24 protein-coding genes are annotated in these 18303 nt (G+C 54.2%); 13 read left to right on the top strand and 11 right to left on the bottom strand.

Features of this window, described 5'->3' with window-relative positions; translation table 11 throughout:
* Positions 1-45: 45 nt before the first annotated feature.
* Complete coding sequence (locus ShzoTeo12_RS26770; RefSeq protein ID WP_130519806.1) at positions 46-1626, top strand: hypothetical protein; 1581 nt, start codon at positions 46-48, stop codon at positions 1624-1626.
* A gap of 188 nt (positions 1627-1814) precedes the next feature.
* A complete protein-coding gene (locus ShzoTeo12_RS26765) occupies positions 1815-1961 on the top strand; it encodes a hypothetical protein (protein ID WP_164056985.1) in 147 nt (48 codons plus the stop codon).
* Between the two features lie 9 nt (positions 1962-1970).
* Here ShzoTeo12_RS26765 and ShzoTeo12_RS26760 read toward each other — a convergent pair whose 3' ends face one another.
* From ShzoTeo12_RS26760 to ShzoTeo12_RS26750, 3 genes are read right to left on the bottom strand one after another with little or no spacing between them, the layout of a single operon-like run.
* Entirely contained in the window at positions 1971-2432 is a 462-nt protein-coding gene (locus ShzoTeo12_RS26760) for a hypothetical protein (RefSeq protein ID WP_130519805.1), read from the bottom strand.
* On the bottom strand, positions 2432-3883 hold the full coding sequence (locus tag ShzoTeo12_RS26755) for a M23 family metallopeptidase (protein ID WP_130519802.1): 1452 nt from the start codon (positions 3881-3883) through the stop codon (positions 2432-2434). The genes ShzoTeo12_RS26760 and ShzoTeo12_RS26755 overlap by 1 nt, the downstream gene beginning before the upstream one ends.
* On the bottom strand, positions 3880-4305 hold the full coding sequence (locus ShzoTeo12_RS26750; protein ID WP_130519800.1) for a hypothetical protein: 426 nt from the start codon (positions 4303-4305) through the stop codon (positions 3880-3882). Before ShzoTeo12_RS26750 ends, ShzoTeo12_RS26755 begins: the two co-directional genes overlap by 4 nt.
* A 145-nt stretch (positions 4306-4450) precedes the next feature.
* Between ShzoTeo12_RS26750 and ShzoTeo12_RS26745 the strand changes: the two genes are divergently transcribed.
* Together ShzoTeo12_RS26745 and ShzoTeo12_RS26740 are read left to right on the top strand one after the other, a co-directional pair.
* On the top strand, positions 4451-4822 hold the full coding sequence (locus tag ShzoTeo12_RS26745; RefSeq protein WP_130519798.1) for a hypothetical protein: 372 nt from the start codon (positions 4451-4453) through the stop codon (positions 4820-4822).
* A 3-nt stretch (positions 4823-4825) separates the two neighbouring features.
* The gene (locus ShzoTeo12_RS26740) at positions 4826-5404 is read left to right on the top strand and encodes a hypothetical protein (protein WP_130519796.1); all 579 of its coding nucleotides are present in this window, start codon (positions 4826-4828) and stop codon (positions 5402-5404) included.
* Between the two features lie 53 nt (positions 5405-5457).
* Here the strand turns inward: ShzoTeo12_RS26740 and ShzoTeo12_RS26735 are convergent, their stop codons facing one another.
* From ShzoTeo12_RS26735 to ShzoTeo12_RS26715, 5 genes are all read right to left on the bottom strand, one after another.
* Entirely contained in the window at positions 5458-5823 is a 366-nt protein-coding gene (locus ShzoTeo12_RS26735; protein ID WP_130519794.1) for a hypothetical protein, read from the bottom strand.
* Entirely contained in the window at positions 5820-6497 is a 678-nt protein-coding gene (locus tag ShzoTeo12_RS26730) for an AAA family ATPase (protein WP_164056987.1), read from the bottom strand. Before ShzoTeo12_RS26730 ends, ShzoTeo12_RS26735 begins: the two co-directional genes overlap by 4 nt.
* Before the next feature lie 415 nt (positions 6498-6912).
* The gene (locus ShzoTeo12_RS26725; protein WP_130519790.1) at positions 6913-7497 is read right to left on the bottom strand and encodes a MucR family transcriptional regulator; all 585 of its coding nucleotides are present in this window, start codon (positions 7495-7497) and stop codon (positions 6913-6915) included.
* Positions 7498-7688: 191 nt separating this feature from the next.
* The gene (locus tag ShzoTeo12_RS26720; protein ID WP_130519787.1) at positions 7689-8294 is read right to left on the bottom strand and encodes a hypothetical protein; all 606 of its coding nucleotides are present in this window, start codon (positions 8292-8294) and stop codon (positions 7689-7691) included.
* A 29-nt stretch (positions 8295-8323) separates the two neighbouring features.
* Positions 8324-8704, bottom strand: coding sequence for a hypothetical protein (locus ShzoTeo12_RS26715; protein WP_130519785.1), 381 nt, complete (start codon positions 8702-8704; stop codon positions 8324-8326).
* A 326-nt stretch (positions 8705-9030) separates the two neighbouring features.
* On the opposite strand from ShzoTeo12_RS26715, the gene ShzoTeo12_RS26710 reads away from it, so the two are divergent.
* Entirely contained in the window at positions 9031-9465 is a 435-nt protein-coding gene (locus tag ShzoTeo12_RS26710; RefSeq protein WP_130519783.1) for a hypothetical protein, read from the top strand.
* A gap of 106 nt (positions 9466-9571) precedes the next feature.
* On the opposite strand, the gene ShzoTeo12_RS26705 is transcribed toward ShzoTeo12_RS26710, so the two are convergent.
* From ShzoTeo12_RS26705 to ShzoTeo12_RS26695, 3 genes are all read right to left on the bottom strand, one after another.
* Complete coding sequence (locus ShzoTeo12_RS26705) at positions 9572-10000, bottom strand: hypothetical protein (RefSeq protein ID WP_130519780.1); 429 nt, start codon at positions 9998-10000, stop codon at positions 9572-9574.
* A 13-nt stretch (positions 10001-10013) separates the two neighbouring features.
* Positions 10014-10352, bottom strand: a complete 339-nt coding sequence (locus ShzoTeo12_RS26700; protein WP_130519778.1) for a hypothetical protein — start codon at positions 10350-10352, stop codon at positions 10014-10016.
* Between the two features lie 70 nt (positions 10353-10422).
* Positions 10423-11352, bottom strand: a complete 930-nt coding sequence (locus tag ShzoTeo12_RS26695) for a hypothetical protein (protein ID WP_130519776.1) — start codon at positions 11350-11352, stop codon at positions 10423-10425.
* Positions 11353-12097: 745 nt separating this feature from the next.
* Between ShzoTeo12_RS26695 and ShzoTeo12_RS26690 the strand changes: the two genes are divergently transcribed.
* The 8 genes from ShzoTeo12_RS26690 (at position 12098) to ShzoTeo12_RS26655 (ending at position 18263) form a co-directional block, all read left to right on the top strand.
* Entirely contained in the window at positions 12098-12814 is a 717-nt protein-coding gene (locus ShzoTeo12_RS26690; protein WP_210255087.1) for a hypothetical protein, read from the top strand.
* Positions 12815-12821: 7 nt separating this feature from the next.
* Positions 12822-13061: a hypothetical protein gene (locus tag ShzoTeo12_RS26685; protein WP_130519772.1), complete on the top strand. Its 240-nt coding sequence runs from the start codon at positions 12822-12824 to the stop codon at positions 13059-13061.
* Positions 13049-14203 carry a type IV secretory system conjugative DNA transfer family protein gene (locus ShzoTeo12_RS26680; protein WP_130519770.1) on the top strand — a complete coding sequence of 385 codons (1155 nt, stop codon included), beginning with the start codon at positions 13049-13051 and terminating at the stop codon, positions 14201-14203. Before ShzoTeo12_RS26685 ends, ShzoTeo12_RS26680 begins: the two co-directional genes overlap by 13 nt.
* Positions 14200-15414, top strand: a complete 1215-nt coding sequence (locus ShzoTeo12_RS26675) for a type IV pilus twitching motility protein PilT (protein ID WP_130519768.1) — start codon at positions 14200-14202, stop codon at positions 15412-15414. Before ShzoTeo12_RS26680 ends, ShzoTeo12_RS26675 begins: the two co-directional genes overlap by 4 nt.
* Positions 15415-15417: 3 nt before the next feature.
* Positions 15418-16095 carry a YcbK family protein gene (locus ShzoTeo12_RS26670; protein WP_130519766.1) on the top strand — a complete coding sequence of 226 codons (678 nt, stop codon included), beginning with the start codon at positions 15418-15420 and terminating at the stop codon, positions 16093-16095.
* Positions 16088-16378, top strand: a complete 291-nt coding sequence (locus ShzoTeo12_RS26665; RefSeq protein ID WP_130519764.1) for a hypothetical protein — start codon at positions 16088-16090, stop codon at positions 16376-16378. Before ShzoTeo12_RS26670 ends, ShzoTeo12_RS26665 begins: the two co-directional genes overlap by 8 nt.
* The gene (locus tag ShzoTeo12_RS26660) at positions 16375-16908 is read left to right on the top strand and encodes a hypothetical protein (RefSeq protein WP_130519762.1); all 534 of its coding nucleotides are present in this window, start codon (positions 16375-16377) and stop codon (positions 16906-16908) included. Before ShzoTeo12_RS26665 ends, ShzoTeo12_RS26660 begins: the two co-directional genes overlap by 4 nt.
* Before the next feature lie 140 nt (positions 16909-17048).
* Positions 17049-18263, top strand: a complete 1215-nt coding sequence (locus tag ShzoTeo12_RS26655) for a hypothetical protein (protein ID WP_130519760.1) — start codon at positions 17049-17051, stop codon at positions 18261-18263.
* Positions 18264-18303 lie beyond the last annotated feature (40 nt).

The following is an 18303-nucleotide window of genomic DNA, read 5'->3' as shown; positions in this document are numbered from 1 at the left end:
TCCGCTAATGAAATCATTGTCAATGATCGAGTGGGAAAAGGGAAAATGGCACCAAGGGATCAGAAGAGCGTCGGATGGCTGGAAATCGGCACGGCGCTGTTTTTCTGTCTGGCGATCCTAACTGTAGTATGGGTGATTTTCCGCGCGCCAGTAGGAATGCTCTATCGCGCGGCTCGCACTGCTGAAACCGGCACGCTTTGGAAACTGACCGCGTGGGGCGACTATTTCGCCTACACGCCGGGCAAGGACCTGAGTATCCAGTCGATCTTTCTGTCGTCCCTTCCCTTCGGCGTGGTGTGCGCCGGGATCATAGTTCTGGTCGGCCTCTTTATGAGAGCGAAGGTCGAGAGCAAGCACATCATTACCTATCTGCGGCCGAAGAAGGATGCAGAGTATGCAATGAGCCACAAGGAGCTGATGCAGCGCTTCGCGCCGTTCTATCCTCATTGCGAGTTCTTCCTGAAATTCCCCATGCACAGATATTCGGCCAGCTCCGGCCCTGCGTCTCAGCCGATGTCAGCACTTGAGCTGCTGATCGACAGCGGCGCTATCGTCGCTGATAAATTCAAGGTTCCTGAGAACGACGAAGAACAGACCTCCCCCAAGCCGGAAGAAGCCGACGAGGACCGAAAGGCAGGTGAACGGGCAATCAATCGCAGCGCTCTGCGAAAGGCCCTAGAGAAGCCCTTTGGGCCGCACAACCCGTTTCTAAATGTGAACCTTCGTAATGACGCCGCTGTAAGGGCTGCGATAGATGAATTGCCATGGTACGCGACCGTGATCCTGTACTCGGCCCTTGTGCGCGTGAATGCGCTTCACGACAGCGACATCAAGCTCTCAAGTGTCTTGGATGCGAGCGAAGAGTTCCTTCGAGATGTCTGGCGCGACATCAACCGTGAAAAGACCAAGCTTGGCGACAGTCTTGTGATCGGGCCATACGACTACCCTGATCCCGATAAAAAGGCCGGGAAGCCTAAGAAAAAGAAAGCAAAGGGTGCTGATATCGGCACCGGCATCGAGCAGCCATCCAACATGATAATCCTGTCGGAACATCTGGCAAAGGTCGGCCCCAATTTCAAAACAACGAAGCGGGCGAAAGAAGAGCTGGCAAAGATCATCGTGAAGCCCGCCACCGGGATCGATCCGAAGCGCCCGGTCGATGTGATAGACAGGATCGTGCAGCGGCACGGATACGTATTTGGCGTCTTGGCATCGTCGCTTACTGACGGCAAGGATGGTACACTTAAAGCCGCTCGATCTGCCGGGGTCATGGCACCAAACACGTTCCTCTGGCTGCGGTTTGCCGACAGAAGCATGTGGCGTTTTCTAAACTATGTCGGCATGCAAACCCCCTGCCCGGAAGCGGCTGGAATGTACGATCACTGGCAGACAGAGCTTGTTCTGAAGACCGGCCGCACACGGCCTGAGATTGCGGAAAGCACGATAACGGCCATCGTCCAAGAAGCCAGAAAACAGTCGCCTGACGCGCTTACAATGCGCGATTTTGATGAGCTGGTAGCGAAGGTACGAAACCAGACCAACACGGTCGATGAGATGATTATCAAGTCGTCCGAAATGTGGAACGACGACAACGCACAAGTGCCAGAGCTGGTGCCGGATCGGTAGGGATTACGATGACGAGATCGGATAAATCACAAGCCTCATGGGGCACATATTGCCGTAGCTACCTCGTAACACTCGGCGGTCTATTGGGTGGCGGCGCGAGCGTGTTCCTTGTCGCGCACTACACGGAATCTCTCGTGCTTCCGTGGCAAATCACCCTGCTACTCTCCACTTTCCTGCTAGGTGGAATCATGCTCGCTCTCGCTGGCCTCTTCGGTACGGCAGCGCAGATGGAGAGGCTTGCGGATTCGACCTCAGATTATGAGCTGGTGGGAAGGATCGCGATTGTCGCTCATCCCGTCTATCTGATGCTGCGACCGATCTATGAGCGGCGTTAGCGCCGGGCGTCAGCGCTGGCGGCAATAACGCATTACCACATCACCGACGCTGCCCTGCTCGTCAAGCTGGACATCATGGATGGTGATCGAGATGTAGTTGCTGTCGTGCTGCTCGATGAAACCTTTACGGCCAACCACGCTGTACTCGTGTTCTGCCTTGATCGAAAAAGGCGTGCGCCCTCCCTCAGTCCGGCCGAATTCAACGACCCCGGTAACATCTGAGCCTTCTTCATCTGTCTCCATGCGATGGGGCGTGATGGTCAGATTTGCCGCTGCACTCTCGTCGGGATCGTACTCGTCTGACCGCAAGAAAGCCTCACAGCCTTCATTGTTCTTTGGATCAGGCTCTTCCCCCTCGGCGGTTATCACCCGCAGCCAGTGCCCAACGTATCCATCCGCAAAAGCAATTTCGGGAGACGCGACCAACGCGCCCCCCGAGAAAACTAACGCGATCACGAAACCGCGGATCATCACTGCTGCCCGATCTCTGTTCGCGACATCAACAGGAGCATATGTGCGAGAGCACTATCGGTTCGACCTTCAAGGTTCTGCGCCAGCGAAGCTGCTGCGCGAAGCTCAAGGGCATTCTGCCGGGTCATATTTATCGCCAGCGAGCGCAAATCCTTGTCGGCGTTTGCCGCCGCGCTGCCTCCGCTGGTCATGTAAGTCCCCTCGCCTCCTGCCATCGCGGCAGAATTGTCGCTGTCGCCAGAACTGGTCGGTGTCTCGGCAACATCTTGGCCCGGCGTGCAGGTATTGGGGAGCGACTGGCTGCGACCGGCGCGAACAGCAGCCATGCCGACGACAGGCACGCGCTCTTTCAAGTAGCGCTCTGGATTCACATAATACCACGTATTCGGGGATGCCGACGACAATGCATCCGAGGTGGCATAGCCGTTCGGATCGCGTTTGCCGCCGCCTACGGGAAACACGCAATCGTCAGTGCTCGATCCCGGCACGCATTTGCTCGCTTTGACGGCACTTGCTGGAACTTGCACCTCGAAATGGAGGTGCGGTTTTCCTGCCGACTGATTGTCGCCGATCTTGGCGATTTCTTCCCCGGCGCTCACGTCTTTCGGGTCAGGCCGCGAATATGAGTGCAGATAGAGCGTTCGGAACTGACTGCCTGTCACTTTGACGCCCATCGAACCGACGCTCAGTTTGCCGTCATGGGCAGCAAATAGAGGCTGATTAGTGGAAGCTTGGCCCTGCGCTCCCTGCGGATAGATGTCCGATCCGCGATGCCAGCCGTTACCAGAACCCGCGCCGGGGCGATTCCAGGCACCGTACTCACTGAAGACAACAGGACTCTGAACGGGATGGGCTGACAAGCAGGAGCCGCCCCCACCTGCCGCGACCTCATCCCCGCTGCACGTCTCATTGACCTGATTTTCAGCAACATAGGTGCCCGCGCACGTTCCATTGCCGTCCACTGCTCTGCCAGTGCAGGAACCGCCGCTTGTGAGCCAATCTTTGAGGCCCCCCGCTCCGACAAGGTGACTGCCGGCGATCAAGCCGCCACGGGTGACAGTGACCCCGTTTATCGTCTGACCAATGTACTGCTGGTAATTCCCGAGATAGGTGAGGTTCCGGTTTCCGTATTCCAGAAATGCGGCGTCCTGCGCCGACGGCGTATTCAGATAGTCCTCTAGCGAGTTGATGCCATTCTTACCGGTCCAAGTGCCGTCGCCGCGCATATACCCGACATCGATCAAAGCGGATCGGCCCATCTGATAAGCACCATAGTAACCGTTCCCGGTGTTGGTGCTATAGTTCCCGCTGCCCTCGCTCTGCCGTATGTTGTTGAGCATCGAGCCGCAATTTGTTGCGGTGGGCTGCGGGTTTCTGGCCGCATGGGCAAACATGGTGCCCGCGAGAAAGATCGTCGCGGCCGTGAACAGGATGCGCGAGGATCTGATCATGGAAGCTCCACCTGTTTGCCGCAAATCGAAAGCTTGTCGTCAGTCACATCGACCGTATTCCGGTCTTGGCAAGCGTTGATGCGCTCACTTGTCGCCAGCACCTTGAAGTCAGGCGAAACACGCTGGACGTACCATGAGCAAGAATTGGCGCCGCACAGAGGCGATCCCATCATCGAGACAAGGTAAGTGTTACCCTTCGCCTCAAAAGAGGCATACATGAACTCGTAATTCGCGCCCATAACCTCTTGGATATCGTTCTTCCACAAGCGGTTCATAATCGAAGCAACGACATTCTTCGGATCGTTGATCTCGGCCGGGTTAAAAAGCTCTGTGAACGTCAACGGTGCCGCCATGGTGGCGGTAGACGAGAGCGCCGTGGCGACCGAAACAGCAGTAATTATGGCCGTTCGCTTCAACTGCATGAGTTTTCCTCTCCTTGCTCAAGCGCGCGAGTGCTACTCCTACTCGCACAAGGCGCAGACGAAGATTCCAGCGCCCTTGACTGGAAACTGTTTTGCCAGAAGAAAGGCGACATGACAATGTTTCCGTATCGAGATACATTGTCGAATGAAACTCGAAACAGGTCACGGACAAGGTATGTTTTCACGAATTCTCTTCACGATAACGCTACCGATCCTGTGCGGAGCGCTACCGCAGATGGCCGCAGCTCAGGACGCGCGCGCACCAGACCCTGTGATTACTAGGCCGGGCGGCGAAGGCAACGTGTCTCGCTATGAATTTGCGCCAGAAGACCAGCCGACGCTTCAATACAAAGCACCGCCTGCGGGAGCTGACACCGATCTGTTCGGCAACGAGGTCGATATTCTTCGCGATCAGGTCCGCGAGCTGGAGAACGCATTGATGGAGGTTCGGGCGGAGAACCGGAAGCTAAAAGCGTACAACGAAACACTTCTGAAGGAATTGGGGAAAGCGGATTAAAAGATGACCGATCTCACCGAAATCATAATCAATCTCTTCAAAGCCAACTCAATCCTTCTCTCCATTATGATCCTGTCGATCACGATCTTTGGGGTCATCGTGGGCGGCATGGGACTTTTAGAAGGCTACCAGTACACCAGCGGCAATAGCCGTTTCTCGACGCGTCAGGCGACGTTTACCGGCGCGATCATGAAGCTAGCCCTCGGCAGCGCAGCGGCGATGGGCGCAGTTATTTTCTACCGCTTGGCTGGCACCTTTTCACTCGCCGAAGATGCGACCACGAGCAATGTTCTCGATTATGCGCAATCTGGCTCGATCACGGGCACGTACTGCCAGCAGTTCCAATACTCCGTAACTCTGATCTGGATGATCATCGGCACGGTGGCGCTTTTCAACGCCGCCCGTTCGGCATATCGCAAATCCAATGGCGAGATGGTGCCATGGAGCACACCGGTCTACTATCTGATCGGGGGAATTATGTGCTATTTCGTCAACGGCATCACTGCAATGATCGCGAACACTATCGGCCTTGAAGTCGGACTCGACAACATGTGCAAGGCTTTCGGTATGGCCGGGGCTTAATCGTCTGTTGCGAGGACCGCAAGCAAGGCTGCGGTCCTCGCGTCGATCCGCCACTAGAGAGCTGGCGGATTCCCATCTTCATCCACCCCTGCCCTTTCCAGAACCCATTCAAGCGTCTCGTCGTAGGGCATGCGCAATGTCTTGGAAAGTTCCACGAACCGGTTGTGGGTTGCCAGACGCACCCGCATGTTCAGAGGCTGAACGATCCCTTTGCTTTTGCGCTTGCTGGCGATCTTGAGCGGCTGCTGTCGGATCGTACCTTCCTGCGTTTCTACAATTCGCTCGACTTCCTTGGCGGTCGGCAGATCGTCGCTTACAGGGGTCGGCTTCATGCTGGCAGCAAGGCTAAGCTTGTTTCTCACATCGGCCGGGTTTGGATCGATATGACGGTTCCCAAATCCGAGAGGTTTGCTGCTCATGCGGCTTTCTCCTGCTTGTTGATGATGTATTCGACCAGCTCGGCCGCGAGAAGGTCGGCATTTGTTATCGCCTTATCGACACCGTTGTACTCGTCGCGATTTAGCTCTGCGAGTGGAACGCCTTCCAGCATCATGGCCTTGTAAGCAGACCGCTCGTGGAGGTGGGTTGTGAAGGAAGGCACATCGTTCCCTTGAATTTCAGCCATGATTTTGCGCTCCACGCGCGAAATCATATTCGGTACGGTCCTCGACCAGAGAATTCGCTTATCGACCGTCCGACCTAGCGTCTCTTCGTCGCTCGTAATCAATGCGAAGGAGTCTGCGGCTTTTCGTGCGTCTTCTGGACTAGGCTGCATCGGGATAATCATGAGATCGGCCCTGCTCACGACAGGGGTTCTCATATCGGACGTGAAACCCGCCATATCAACGAACACAAACGCGCTCTTGGCTGAGGCATCTTTGATAGCTTTGTGAATGCCGGTGCTCGATGTCTGCTCAATGACTTCAATGGTCGATGTCGTCGCCTGCTCACGCCAGTTAGCGATCGATCGCTGAGGGTCAGTATCGATAACCGTCACTGAGGCATTCTGTCGTGCCAACGAATCCGCCAGCACGAGCAGGGCCGTGCTTTTGGTTGATCCACCTTTCGAATTAAATGCTGCAATAACGGGCATATAAGCGCTCCTTTTGGATTGTAGCGTGAGCACGCACGCAAACTCATTCAAATGCGTTCGGTATCTTTCATATACATTATCAATCTTTAACGTTCTGTAAACAGCTTTTGCAAGCGTTCGCGTGCGGTCTCGTTCTTTCGCTTGCTGTTGCGTTCTTGCGCGTTCTTTTGCTTGCACGTGCATGAACGCATTTGCGTTTACTTGCGTTCTAATGCACGCAGCCTGATCGCGAGCGGGAACCGCGCTCCCACATTGCGCCGTAGGTGACGGGAGCGATCTATCAAGGCTGCGAAACTACCAACAGCCAGGAAAAAACAAACCCCGCATTTGCCCGTACAGAGCGAAATGCGAGGTTCAATGGGGAAACTAACGTCAGAGGGGCGAAACGCCTCCCTACGAAGCTCTGTGGCCGTTTTCAGCCTTCATCATCGTCGTGGCCTTTGCTAACGCGCCTCTTATCCCACACCCGATGTTTCAGGACGACGCCACGCCGCGTGTCTTGGACCTTCTTGGTCCAAAGCAAATATTCATCTGGCAGGCCAAACAGCCTGCGATAATCGTCGGCCGTAATCTCATAGCCGACGAGACTGCGCGTCAGGATCTGAAACTGGGAGCCATCAAGCAAGCTGGTGATGTGATCGCTGGTAGTCGCGGTATCGACATCTCTCACGGGCAGAAGGCGAGGGCGGCTGTCGAGGTCATCCAGTTCATCGATCACGGTGAGAAAATCTTTGGTGTAATCTCGGAGCTGAGTGAGCTTGACGATGTACTGAGTGAGCGTGTCGTGCGCTTTGCGCCGGGCGGCGGTATCGAAATTTTGGAGTTCATCTGCACGAGGCGGGGTATGGTCCAGCTCGGCAATCAATGACTGCTCCTGACGCATAAGCTCCGACAACTCACCGATGTACTCACGCTGCTTCTCGATGACTGCTCGTAAACGCGTTCGCAATCGCCTCTCAGTGGGACGATGGCTACCGCGCTTCTGCGTCTTCCGCGTCATTGGTACACCTCCCCACGCGGCAGAACTTCATTTCTCATTGTCGGGATAGACTCCTGTAGGTATGCCGTGACAATCAAAGCTTAGTGATTTGTCAGATTGTCACAATTAAATAAAATGGCTGGTGCCCTCGTGTACAGCGTTATCCTTTCGCATTTTATTATTTCTCTACCCCCACCTTATTATTGTTCCATTTAGGATTGTTTTTTAAATATATTTGCTAATTCTGCTTGTATGAACTCCCCAAGTGGAGCTTTTTCCTCATAAAATCGGTTCTCAGCGACCTGCCAAGCGCGGTAGCGCATAGCGAAGCAGCCCATGAAAAGCGGCATCGAAAGCAGAAAGGCCGCAAACATCATTAGGCCCGATCCGACCCAGCCGCTATAAAGCACTGCGGCTGACAAAACCGCGCAAGCAATCACAAACAGAATGGTCGCCGATCTAATAAAATAGGCTCTACGAGCCTCGGGAGCATAATGGACGACAGGCCCATTGATGTCCGCAAGCTCACGTAATGTAATCTCCAGTCCGCAATCTGGATCGGAGCATCGTCTAGCGTTGGGCCGTCCCGAAATCGGCACAAGAACGCCGCTACGGCCTTCACGCTTGCAGTCAGGACAATCAGGTCGATCAGCGCTGAAGGCCGAGACCGTCATCTTCAACGCGTTGCGGTGAGAATCTTTAATAGGGCGGGGGATCACCCTGCCGGGCCAACGCAAAAAGCCCCTCTTATCTGCAACCGGGGGCGTATCATCAGCATCGGTAGTCTGAGCCACCTTGCGGCGTCGGAAGATTTTCATTGTTAGACCAGCTCGCTACTTGTTGTGGTTCACTGAAGCTGGATGTGCGGGAACCATTCCTCGAATAACTCGACCCGATCCAACTGATCTGCCGGGACAGTAAGCCTCAACCGCTCGCCGTTGTTACCAATTACAAGCACAAGACCATCACCGGACAAGGAAAGAGAGCACCAATCGCCGTCTCCGTTAAGGAATTCCGTTGATACAGAAAGATCACCCGAATCTACTGTGAATGTATAGCCGCCCCGAGCGACTTCACCGTCTGAAGAACCCCATAGCCTAAAGAGGCTTTTTATTGCAGGGTGAGCCAGCGATTCTGCGACATCCATTGAAAATGCGAAGGGCAAGGCTTCCCATGCAGCGACGGGCAGGCTCGTTGGCTTATAAGCCATTTCTGAAACGTCAGGCATGGGTGTACGCTCCCTATTATCGCTCAAGGACAGAGTAATCGAATCGTGAACTGATATCAAGACCGCCATATTACCACGGCGTACACCGCATGATATCACGTGCTATCACCTCATATCGCCTTACATCGCTATCATGCGCGTGCTAACGGTTGGTAGCATTATATAGATGCACAGCGCGCAATGATCTGATTTAATGAAATGCGTCGTAGATTTCGACATCCCATATCTTAATCATTCGCAGGATATCACTTTCCATTGCACGGTATTGATTGTAACATTAAGCGTCCGCTCCAGATGCGGCGACATAGGTTGGGGAAGGGGAGATAATGGCTCCGCGAAGAGCATCGAAAGCTGGATCGGGCGAGGCGATAGCCGAACGCCCCATCATTGACATGCATACGTTGCGCCTTCCCCGAGAAGAGGCGGCACGAGTTGAGACTTTTAAAAAACTCCACCGGCTTCCAACAGGCGACCTTTACGTGTTCCTGATGAACATCACCGGCATCAACGAAGATGGATCAAACAGGGTCCTCGTTGACTACGCCCGTTTCGATTCAGACGATGACGTGAGGCCGACGATAGATAATTCCTCCATGCGTCTGCCACGCGACCAGTCTGACCGCATGAAAAACTTCAAGAAAAATCACCGCTTGTCTGTCGGCGAAATGCTGATCTTCATGATGGACAACGCCAAGATTGCCGCCGATGGAAACACTCGGCTGCTCATCGATTATGAAACCTTGACGCTAATTGAGAAATAATCACCTTACCGAACCGCTCATGAAGCAGATCGCGAGCGGGAACCGCGCTCCCAAATTGCGCCGTAGGTGACGGGAGCGATCCAAATCGGATCACAGCCTTACCAGATCAAATGTACTCGTATTGCAAACCGGGATCGGTGATGACACCCGGCGTGACAATTCTCCCGACAATAAACAGTCTACCAAGCGGCTTATGATCACGTTGATCATCGCGAACACGCCTCATTGTTCGCCTGAAAGACGCCCCATTCAGACGCGCCGTAAGGAACGCGCCCTGCTCGTCAACAGCAATAGAAACTTCAAGGTCCGGTTGTGGTAGATGCTTGTCACGAATAGCACAGTCATCGAACATATCGATTGAAACTGGAATACGGATCAAAACCCCCTTAGCGGGCACCGTAAGGCGGTCGGCAGGGAAGCTGGCGCGCTTAGGCGCACGATGAACAGCGCCATCGTTGGCGTTGGCTGCGCCCCGGCGATCCATGCCGCCACGCGGAAAATGATCAATCATCGAAACTTCAGCCAGGTCGCGCACATCACACCTCATTCTACTCGCTGAGAGAATATACCGGATGTTTGTCTTCATTGGGATGAACCCGGCCTTCATCCTTCAAAAATTTGATCGCAGCCCGGCATCGAGCACCCGCACTTTCACGAGAGATGCTGAAGAGGTCTTGGAACGTAGCTGTGAAAACAGACATTCTGGCCCCTTTGACCTCTCCATCACGAAGGAGGGTCAATATCAAATCAGCATCGCGCTTCATCTGTGAATTGCTGCGCCTTCCACCTGCATCGTCAGCAAGCTTGCGTGCAAAAATCTCTTTTGCCTTCTTCGCGTCGTAGCTGAGATTATCATCCCGTTCCGACCTAACGCGTTTTGTCGTCATCTAAGCCTCACAAAAATAGAGCCTAGAAGTTATCAAAGACAGCAAATAATGCAATACGAGACGGCTTGATTTATGGTTTGAACCCCGATGTCTGTGAGGGTGTTGCGCGAACTTTCGCCGTGCTCATTTCATTATTCGTAGTCTGGTTGGAAGCGCCATTATCAGAAGCTTTCGGTTGAGCAATATTCACGGACTGATTAACGGCTTTAGCAATTGAACCGGCCAACTTAGCAAGAGACCTTTTATCGACATTCTCAACGCTTACAGCGGACGGTTTAACCGGGAGACCAACACGCCCTTTCCTACGGTTTCCGTAGGATGTGTGTGCAGTTACTGCGCTACGGTGTCCCATAGCTGCCGCAACCTCACCACCTTGATAATCCAATGTATTTTTCGCGTTAGCTGCAAACTGGTGTCTGGCGTCGTAAATTCGCGTTTTCATCTCCTTGGGAGTGATCAGTTTCATCTTTCTTAGTTCTGCCTTTGCTCCACGTAGGGCGCGGCGAACATGCGTTCCAATGTCATCCCACTCAACGCCATTCAAGGCAGTAATAACCCTATCAATGGCCGAACGCTGCTCGAACGTAATCACGTCATCTAGCAGGAATAGCTCTCTTTTCTCACCATTACCGGAAACGCCCGGCCGATACTTTGCGTTCGGAACTGTCAAGACATCATCAACAAGGCTTGCATCCTTCCATTCAACCGGTCTCAAGCCTGTTGCGATACCGGCTTCAATCATATCTGCGGCAAGAAGCTGGAAGCGTCCACGATTTCCATTTCGAAGGACATGGATCAAATCCTGTTCTAACTGTGGCCCAACGCCTTTTGGCAGCTTTAGCTTCGGCTTTACGGCTGGCTTTTTCTCACGAAAAAGGCGCGTAAATCGCTCAGCTTCCTCATGACCAATCTCGCTTGTAATCCACCACTTTATCGCCGCTCTGATGAAGCGCCAACTCGCATCAGTTAGATAAGGATCATCTGCCGTGGCGACCACCACATAATTCTCGGGGGTCGGCTCCAAACCACAACGAGCCAGTTCTGCATTCCAACGGGTCGCAGCCCTTCGATATGCCTTCTCCGTTCTCAATGATGGCAAAACAACATCCCCTACGTTTACGGACCACTGATATCATCAGATGTATTGCAGCATATCCCTGCCATCAAGTGATATCACGTGCTATCAGGTGATGGCTTCCCGATGGCCTCGGCATCAAGCGAATTGGTGCTTTTCATTTCATCCTCTAGCTGGCATAAAAGGACATTGAATTTGATTTGTAGAAGGTTGTGAACATGCTTGGAAAGTCAATTGCTGTGATTGTTGTCGCCGCCACTCTCGCCGGTTGCCAGACAACATCAAATGAGCCAACTGACGCCTATGTAAAGCGGACGCTGGAGAACAACGCTACCACCATGGCTCCACGGGTCTCGGCCTCTGCTGACGTAAACACAGCGGCTGCTCCAAATTCATAAATATTAGCATGGCAGTAACCGCTCGAAATTGCGCCGTCGATATTGGTTCGGTTTGGGTCAAGGCTATGGCGACGGTTCCCGGTGGGACACGTCTGGTTCAGTTTCCAACACGTCTAGGATTGGGGACTCGCGTCTCGGGTCCTCGCGATAAGCCTCCCCAAGTTGTCACTTACGGTGATGCGGTTGTCAGGGTAGGGGACCGTTCAGATCGGACAGGCTTCGTTGAATCTGAGTTGCCGAAGGCCCTCTCGGATACTCACTCATCGGCGGTAATGATCGCCGCAGCTTATGACCGCTTGGGGATAGCTGGCTCATCAGTCCTAATGGTCGGGTCAGGTGTTGCCCCATCTAGCGATGAAGCGGCATATCTACGTTCTTCTCTTTCGAACTGCCGCTTGTCGAATGGTAGCGCGTTGTTGGTCTCAAAGTTGGGTGTAATGGGTTCGGCTGAAGCGGTGTTGGCTGATTTCTCGCTGGATCAATTTGCAGGGATTTCACCTCGTGGGGGCAAAGAGGAAAAGGGACGTTTTGCCGTTGTAGATTTTGGCTCAAAGGAGTGGCGGATCGCACTGGTTTCTGATGGAGCTGAAGGCGATGAGGTCGAGTTTCGTAAGGTCGATATCGAGACGGCCATGTTCGTTGAAAAGCGCACCTGCGAGATCATTGAGACGAGGTTGAACGTCTCGGTAAATGGGGTCGCTGAGATATTCGAAACCGGCGTTTGCTACGCCAAGCGAGGCAAGCGCGATATCACTATGCATATTGCGCAAGCTCGTCGCGAAGCGTGGCGGGAGTTTGGGCCAATTCTAATTGCTGAGATCGGTCGCCACGGTGCATCAACGATTTATGGGGCTGGCGGGAATGCAACGGTCCTGAAAGAAGCCTCATCGGGAATAAAGGACATTGATTTCAAGATTGCGAAGCAATGTGAAGTTAGTATAGTAAGGGGGCTGCTCAAAAGCGCTCGTCGTTGGGGAGAGCAGGGGTGATTTACAAATGGATGATGAGACATCAGGAGAAGCCGGGATCGTGCTCCCCCTGACGATATTGGAAGAGAAGCTATCCGCTCATCTTCTATCTCTACCGGTTGAGAAACGTGCGGCAGCGATAGCGCGGTTTGCTCGAATCGGGTTTGAGAAAAAGAGCATTGCAACTGCCAAGCGAGGCTTGGGCGATCCACCGGGGAATGTTGCCTTGGTTGATTTTCTAGGAGGCACTATCAGATGGTTCGCATGAACGGCGCTTTTGCGGCGGCAATATTGATGACAGGGGTTTCCCTAGCGCATGCGCAAGAGGACACTCTGCCGGTACGACAGAATGTGTATCCCAATCAGGTGACTGCCTATCCCGGCGGATATCAGCCCCCGGTTGCTTATCCTAATATGTATCCTATGGGTTATCCCGGTTATCCGGCAGTTGGTTATCCCGGCGTTTATCCCGGCGTTTATCCCGGTGGTTATCCCGGCGCATATCCGGGCCAGCAACAGGGCGTTATGCTGAACCAGCCGGGGATGGCTGGCCAGAGCGTCATCCGCGATCCTGCGTCCGGTCAGATGCTGCAAGCACCTACAGGAGCAGGGTCGAATGTGGTTGTCGATCCTTCAGTTTATATGCGTGGTCAAACGCCTGATAGACGTGGACCACAAGTCCCGCCCGGTTCCGGTCTCGGGGGGCAGGGTCCCGCCCGAAAAGAGATGGTCAGGAAGACTGCTCGCACTGCCGGTATCAGAGACGGTTATGCGCAGGAGGCTCAGCGGATTAACGCCTCCCTCAATAAGATGGCGGGCTGGTTGGACCGCACCTATCCTTTTCCCTCACTTATGATCAACGATCATATTGTCCCGCCAGTTGTCGTGCTCACGAACAGCCGCGTTGAAAAGAATGGTCCTCAGATTCTTGAGTTAACGCTTGGAAGGTTTGAAATCGTCACTCCTGCGCGAGTGACAGCGCAGGCTCCTTCATGGCGCACGTACCTGTTCATGCAGTCCGATCCTGAGAATGGCATCGACCTGCGTCCTCATTCTAAAGAGGACAGCACAGCTTGGCAAAGCGGGTACAAGGAAGGCCAGTCAATTGGAATTGCCGAGGCTCGGTCTTATTTTGAAGAAGCTGAACGGCGCATGCGGCGTGATTACGAGGGAATGGCCCGTTACCATGATCTGGCATCCCGAGGCGCAATTTCGATGCCTATCGCTTCTCAAAAGAGCAAGGCTCTTCAGATCAGCCGTGACGGCCGCGTAGCGCTTCGCGGAAGTAAGACGATCAAGATCGTCGTCTCGCCGACATTCCGAGGCAAGGCCGGTGTGGATGCGTTCCCTGTGGGGTCTGCTGATGTGACGATGCGCAACGTGCCGGTGCCAATCGCGAAGGGCAAATGATGGACCAGCAGTATGCGCAGGTGATTGGCCTATGGTCGGGTAAACGCGATCTGTCGCAAAGCTTTCGCATGACTGAGACTGGCGAGGATGTTATGCGCATCCTCTGCTACGCTGCGCGAAATGGCTGTCAGGATGTCATTTTCCAGACTGGCTCCCCAATCTTGATGAACAAGCTCGGCTCGCTGATCGCTCTGACCGAGTGGACATACGACACTACGGACTTCATGCGGGCTGCAAAACACATCAGCGGCTCGGGTGGTGATGTCGAGACGCGGCTTGCCGGGGCGCGGTCATTCAATAAGCGGATCGACGCTCGTGATTTCGGGGATCGCGATGAGCATGGCGAGCCTAAAGTCTACCGTTTTCGAGCGAACGTGACCGCTTGCGCTTTCGGGGCCTCGCTCGGGGGGCAAATGGTGCTGCGCTATATTCCCGAACATCCGCCCACCGTTCGAGACATCCAGCTTGAGGAAGACATTATCGCGGAATCGACGCCTGAGATGGGGTCTGTAATTTTGTCTGGCCCGACCGGATCGGGGAAGACGACAACGTTTGCAGGGCTTCTTCGGCGAGTGATGGAAGAAGAAACGCCCATTGAAGGCAACATCGTTACGCTTGAGCAGCCTATTGAGTTCACGTTTGATTCAATTCAGTCTCACCGCTGCGTAATAGCGCAATCAGAAATCCCGACGCATTTCAGCAGTTTTGAAATGGGGATTGAAGAAGCGATGCGCCGCGTGCCGCGACTGATCGTGGTTGGCGAGCAGCGCGACTATCAGACAATGGCCGCAGCCCAAGAGGCGGCGAACACGGGGCACGCGGTCTATACCACGGTTCACTCAAACACTGCGGCTTTGGCGATCCAGCGTATTGTTGGCAAATTTCCGCGTGAAATGCAGAGCCAAGCATTCGAGATGGCGGTGGCGACAACTCATATGATCGTCAGCCAGGTACTGGTGAGAGATACCAAAGGAGGTCGTGTCTGCCTGCGGGAGTGGGTGGTACTCAATGACGACGCGCGGCAGGAACTTACGAAAGTTGGTTTTCTCGGCTCTCGTGCCTTTCTCTACGACCTCATGTCGCGCGGCGGATCAGGCAAGCCGATGAAGACGACTGTCGCGGAACAGTTTAAATCCGGCAATATCTCGGAAGAGGCTGCAATACTGGCGCTCAAGCGCTACGGCTATAGCAGCTCAGAGCGGATACTTTGACAGATGCTGGATCGTCGCTCATTCCTCGTAGGGGCGTTTTCGAGCGCGTGGGCCGTGGGGGCGACAGCCTTTGCGGCCGAAGAGGGTGCGGTCGATAAGAAGGACAGGATACCGTTCGCGCCGTCGGCTGATGATGCCGAGGATCGGGCATTCACAAAAGAAGTCGAGAAGGCTGCGCCCGAAACAGATCCTCGCACTTCTGGTTTTGGGTCACTACAGCTCTACCGTGAGGCAACGGGTGAGAGCATCGCGGCTAGATACCGGTTCAACGGCGAGCTGGACCGTCGCGCGGTCGCGGAATTATCGTGGTTCTGGCGAGATGTGAAGGATGACGATAAGGCGCTCTGGATCGAGCCGTCGCTGTTCGACTTCGTGTCGTCGGTTCAGTCAACGATGGCGATGATCCATGGTTCGATGCTGCCTTTTATCCTCACAAGCGGTTATCGCACGCCCCGGCATAATGCGGCCATAGAAACTGCGGCTAGAAACTCTCTTCATATGGGTGGGCTTGCCGCTGACCTGAAAGTGCCGGGATATCCGCCTCGATCACTGGCTATCGCGGCGATGACTTTTAAAGGCGGCGGTGTAGGGGTGTATTCCCGCTTCACACATTTGGATGTCGGGCAAATCCGCTGCTGGCCCTATTCATGCAACCAGTTCATAGGAGATCGGAATGGCTGATGAAGAGCGGGTAAGTTTTTCCGGTGATGGGTGGCGCTGGACGGGCGAGCCGATCAATGGGGTTTTAGGGCTTCATGGTTCAGTGATGCTGCTTATCCCCTCGGGGATCGCGACGGGGATGGTGTGGCAGTTCACAAAGCTACCCCTCCTTTGGCCATTCGTCATTTTTTGGGTCGTCTACATCGCGCTCGCGGCCTATGCGTCCCGTAAAGGTTATACGCCTCGTGACATGATCGAGCGGCAAGTGATCATGAAACTGTTCCAAGGTAGGTACAAGGTTTGAGCGCACCAGATCAACGTACTGAGTTCACAGTCTCGCAGCTAACGCGATTCGTTGTCGAAGGTGCGTTTGCGGATGTTGTGGCTACCCGATTAGCAAAATGTCCCAACCCGTTCGATGTGCAACGTGAGCTGTATGAAGCCGTCATCGAGCGCGCGGCCTCTAAGATCGGATCGGATGCCGCTGCGCTTCTTGGTGAAGCGATGGCTGCACCCGAATTTCCAGATTTTGCATCGGGCTTGTGGCTGGAAGACGGCTTCATAATGCCGATTGTCTTGGGGCACTCAGAACATGTCGGGAAAATAATCGGGATGCTGCCGACCGAAAGACCGTTATTTTCCGTGGACTTAAAACGAGGTGGCTGGTTCGACGTGCGTTTTTCAAAAGCCACGATCTTTGCGACGGAAGAAGCGCGAAAGGCCACTGCCTTAGCTTACGGTCAGGTGGTCGCCCATTCGACACGAGAGATTTTTTCCGACAGAGATGCATTGTCAATTGGCCTCGACAATGCATGGAAACTAGCTGCTCTGTAGGGTTTCGGCGTGTCCGTCCTCGTCGGTGATTCGACAGTGTTTTTGAGTCCGGCTTGACAATCAATTTGATTGCTGTCTGTTATTTCGCAGTGAGTGCTGGCGAGTCTGTCAGACGGTGATTTAGTTGGTTGGAGAAGAGCATGGCCGAACGTGCTAAGAAATTTGCTGGTCCAAAATTGCCTGCCACCCTCGGCAACGTCGCTCTCAGTGTGAGCGAATACACCTCAAAAGACGGTGTAACGTCCGTTAAGGGCACTCAACTTCAAAATGGCGAAGAGCTGACCGTCCAACTCATGTCACCAGCGCGAGCGGCGAACATGATGAAGGGCCGCAATGATGTTGATGATCGTGAGCGGGTGCGTCTATGGGAAGATCGCTTTGCCAATCGAAGAGAGCTATCCGAGTTCGCCGATAGGACAAACGATCAAGGCGTGAAGCCGGGCGGAGTAATCTTGCTCAACAATACCCGGCTCGATTTCAGTGATCGCCAGTATTACGCGCAAGCAGCATATGGCTTTGTTAGCGATCCCGAGTTTCAGGCAGCAATGTCGGGTACGGTGTCACTCTCGAAATTTTCCGATGGCTCGATGCGGCTACAGGTTTACCAGCCAGACAAGGCGGTGTTGCTGTCACCTTCCTCAAAGGATGAGGCTCAACGCGCTGTCAAAGAGGCTTTCGACGTTCGGTCGCCGGTTGGTTCTGGCGTTATGGCTCGAACCGTGATCGTGACGATTTCAGAGAAAAATGAAGAAGGCGAGGCGCAGAGCAAGGCGTTCTACATGCGGAGCGCAAGCTTTGAGGCTGACCTCGGGAATGGCGTGCAGTTCCAATTGTCGAACGGTTTTGGTGACACGCTGAAACGTAGCCAGCTCGATAGCAACTCAGCGGCGGCAGCGGCAGCAATTGCGGCGGCGACTGGCGTTTCGGCGCAGATCGTCATCGACCGGATGTCCGAAGCCGCTCCCGAGGACAGCGCAGCGGTTCAACGGATTTATGATGTGGTGAAGTCCGGAGAGGCATCGGTTGCCCTTACACCGGGCTTTACGGTGCCAATCGTACGGAAGTCGATGGATAATCTGCTGAAGCGGCCAGAGTTGTTTCATTCGGGTTCCTTCGCCGGGGCGATAGCAATAGCCATTCGCGGTGCAGACGGCGGGGCTTTAGAGCGTCCGGCCGCGTATGCAGTTACGAGCTATTCTGCACTGCCAAAGTCCGCGCCAGAGGTCACGCCGACGCCTGCGAAGGAAGCGATTAGAGCGCATGAAAGGTTGCTGTCGGCTGGAGGAGAAAAGCCTTCCTCTTCGCTTCAAAGTCGCCCGCCCGCGCGTTTTGCCTCGCCGGGTCGCGACTTCTAGGGCCGGGGCTAAGGTATGCCTTCCGTTCCACTCCCCATTC

It is taken from the genome of Shinella zoogloeoides (assembly GCF_033705735.1).
Taxonomy (GTDB): Bacteria; Pseudomonadota; Alphaproteobacteria; order Rhizobiales; family Rhizobiaceae; genus Shinella; species Shinella zoogloeoides_A.
Note: the sequence above shows the minus strand (reverse complement) of the source record. Positions and strands in the feature narration are given on the sequence as shown.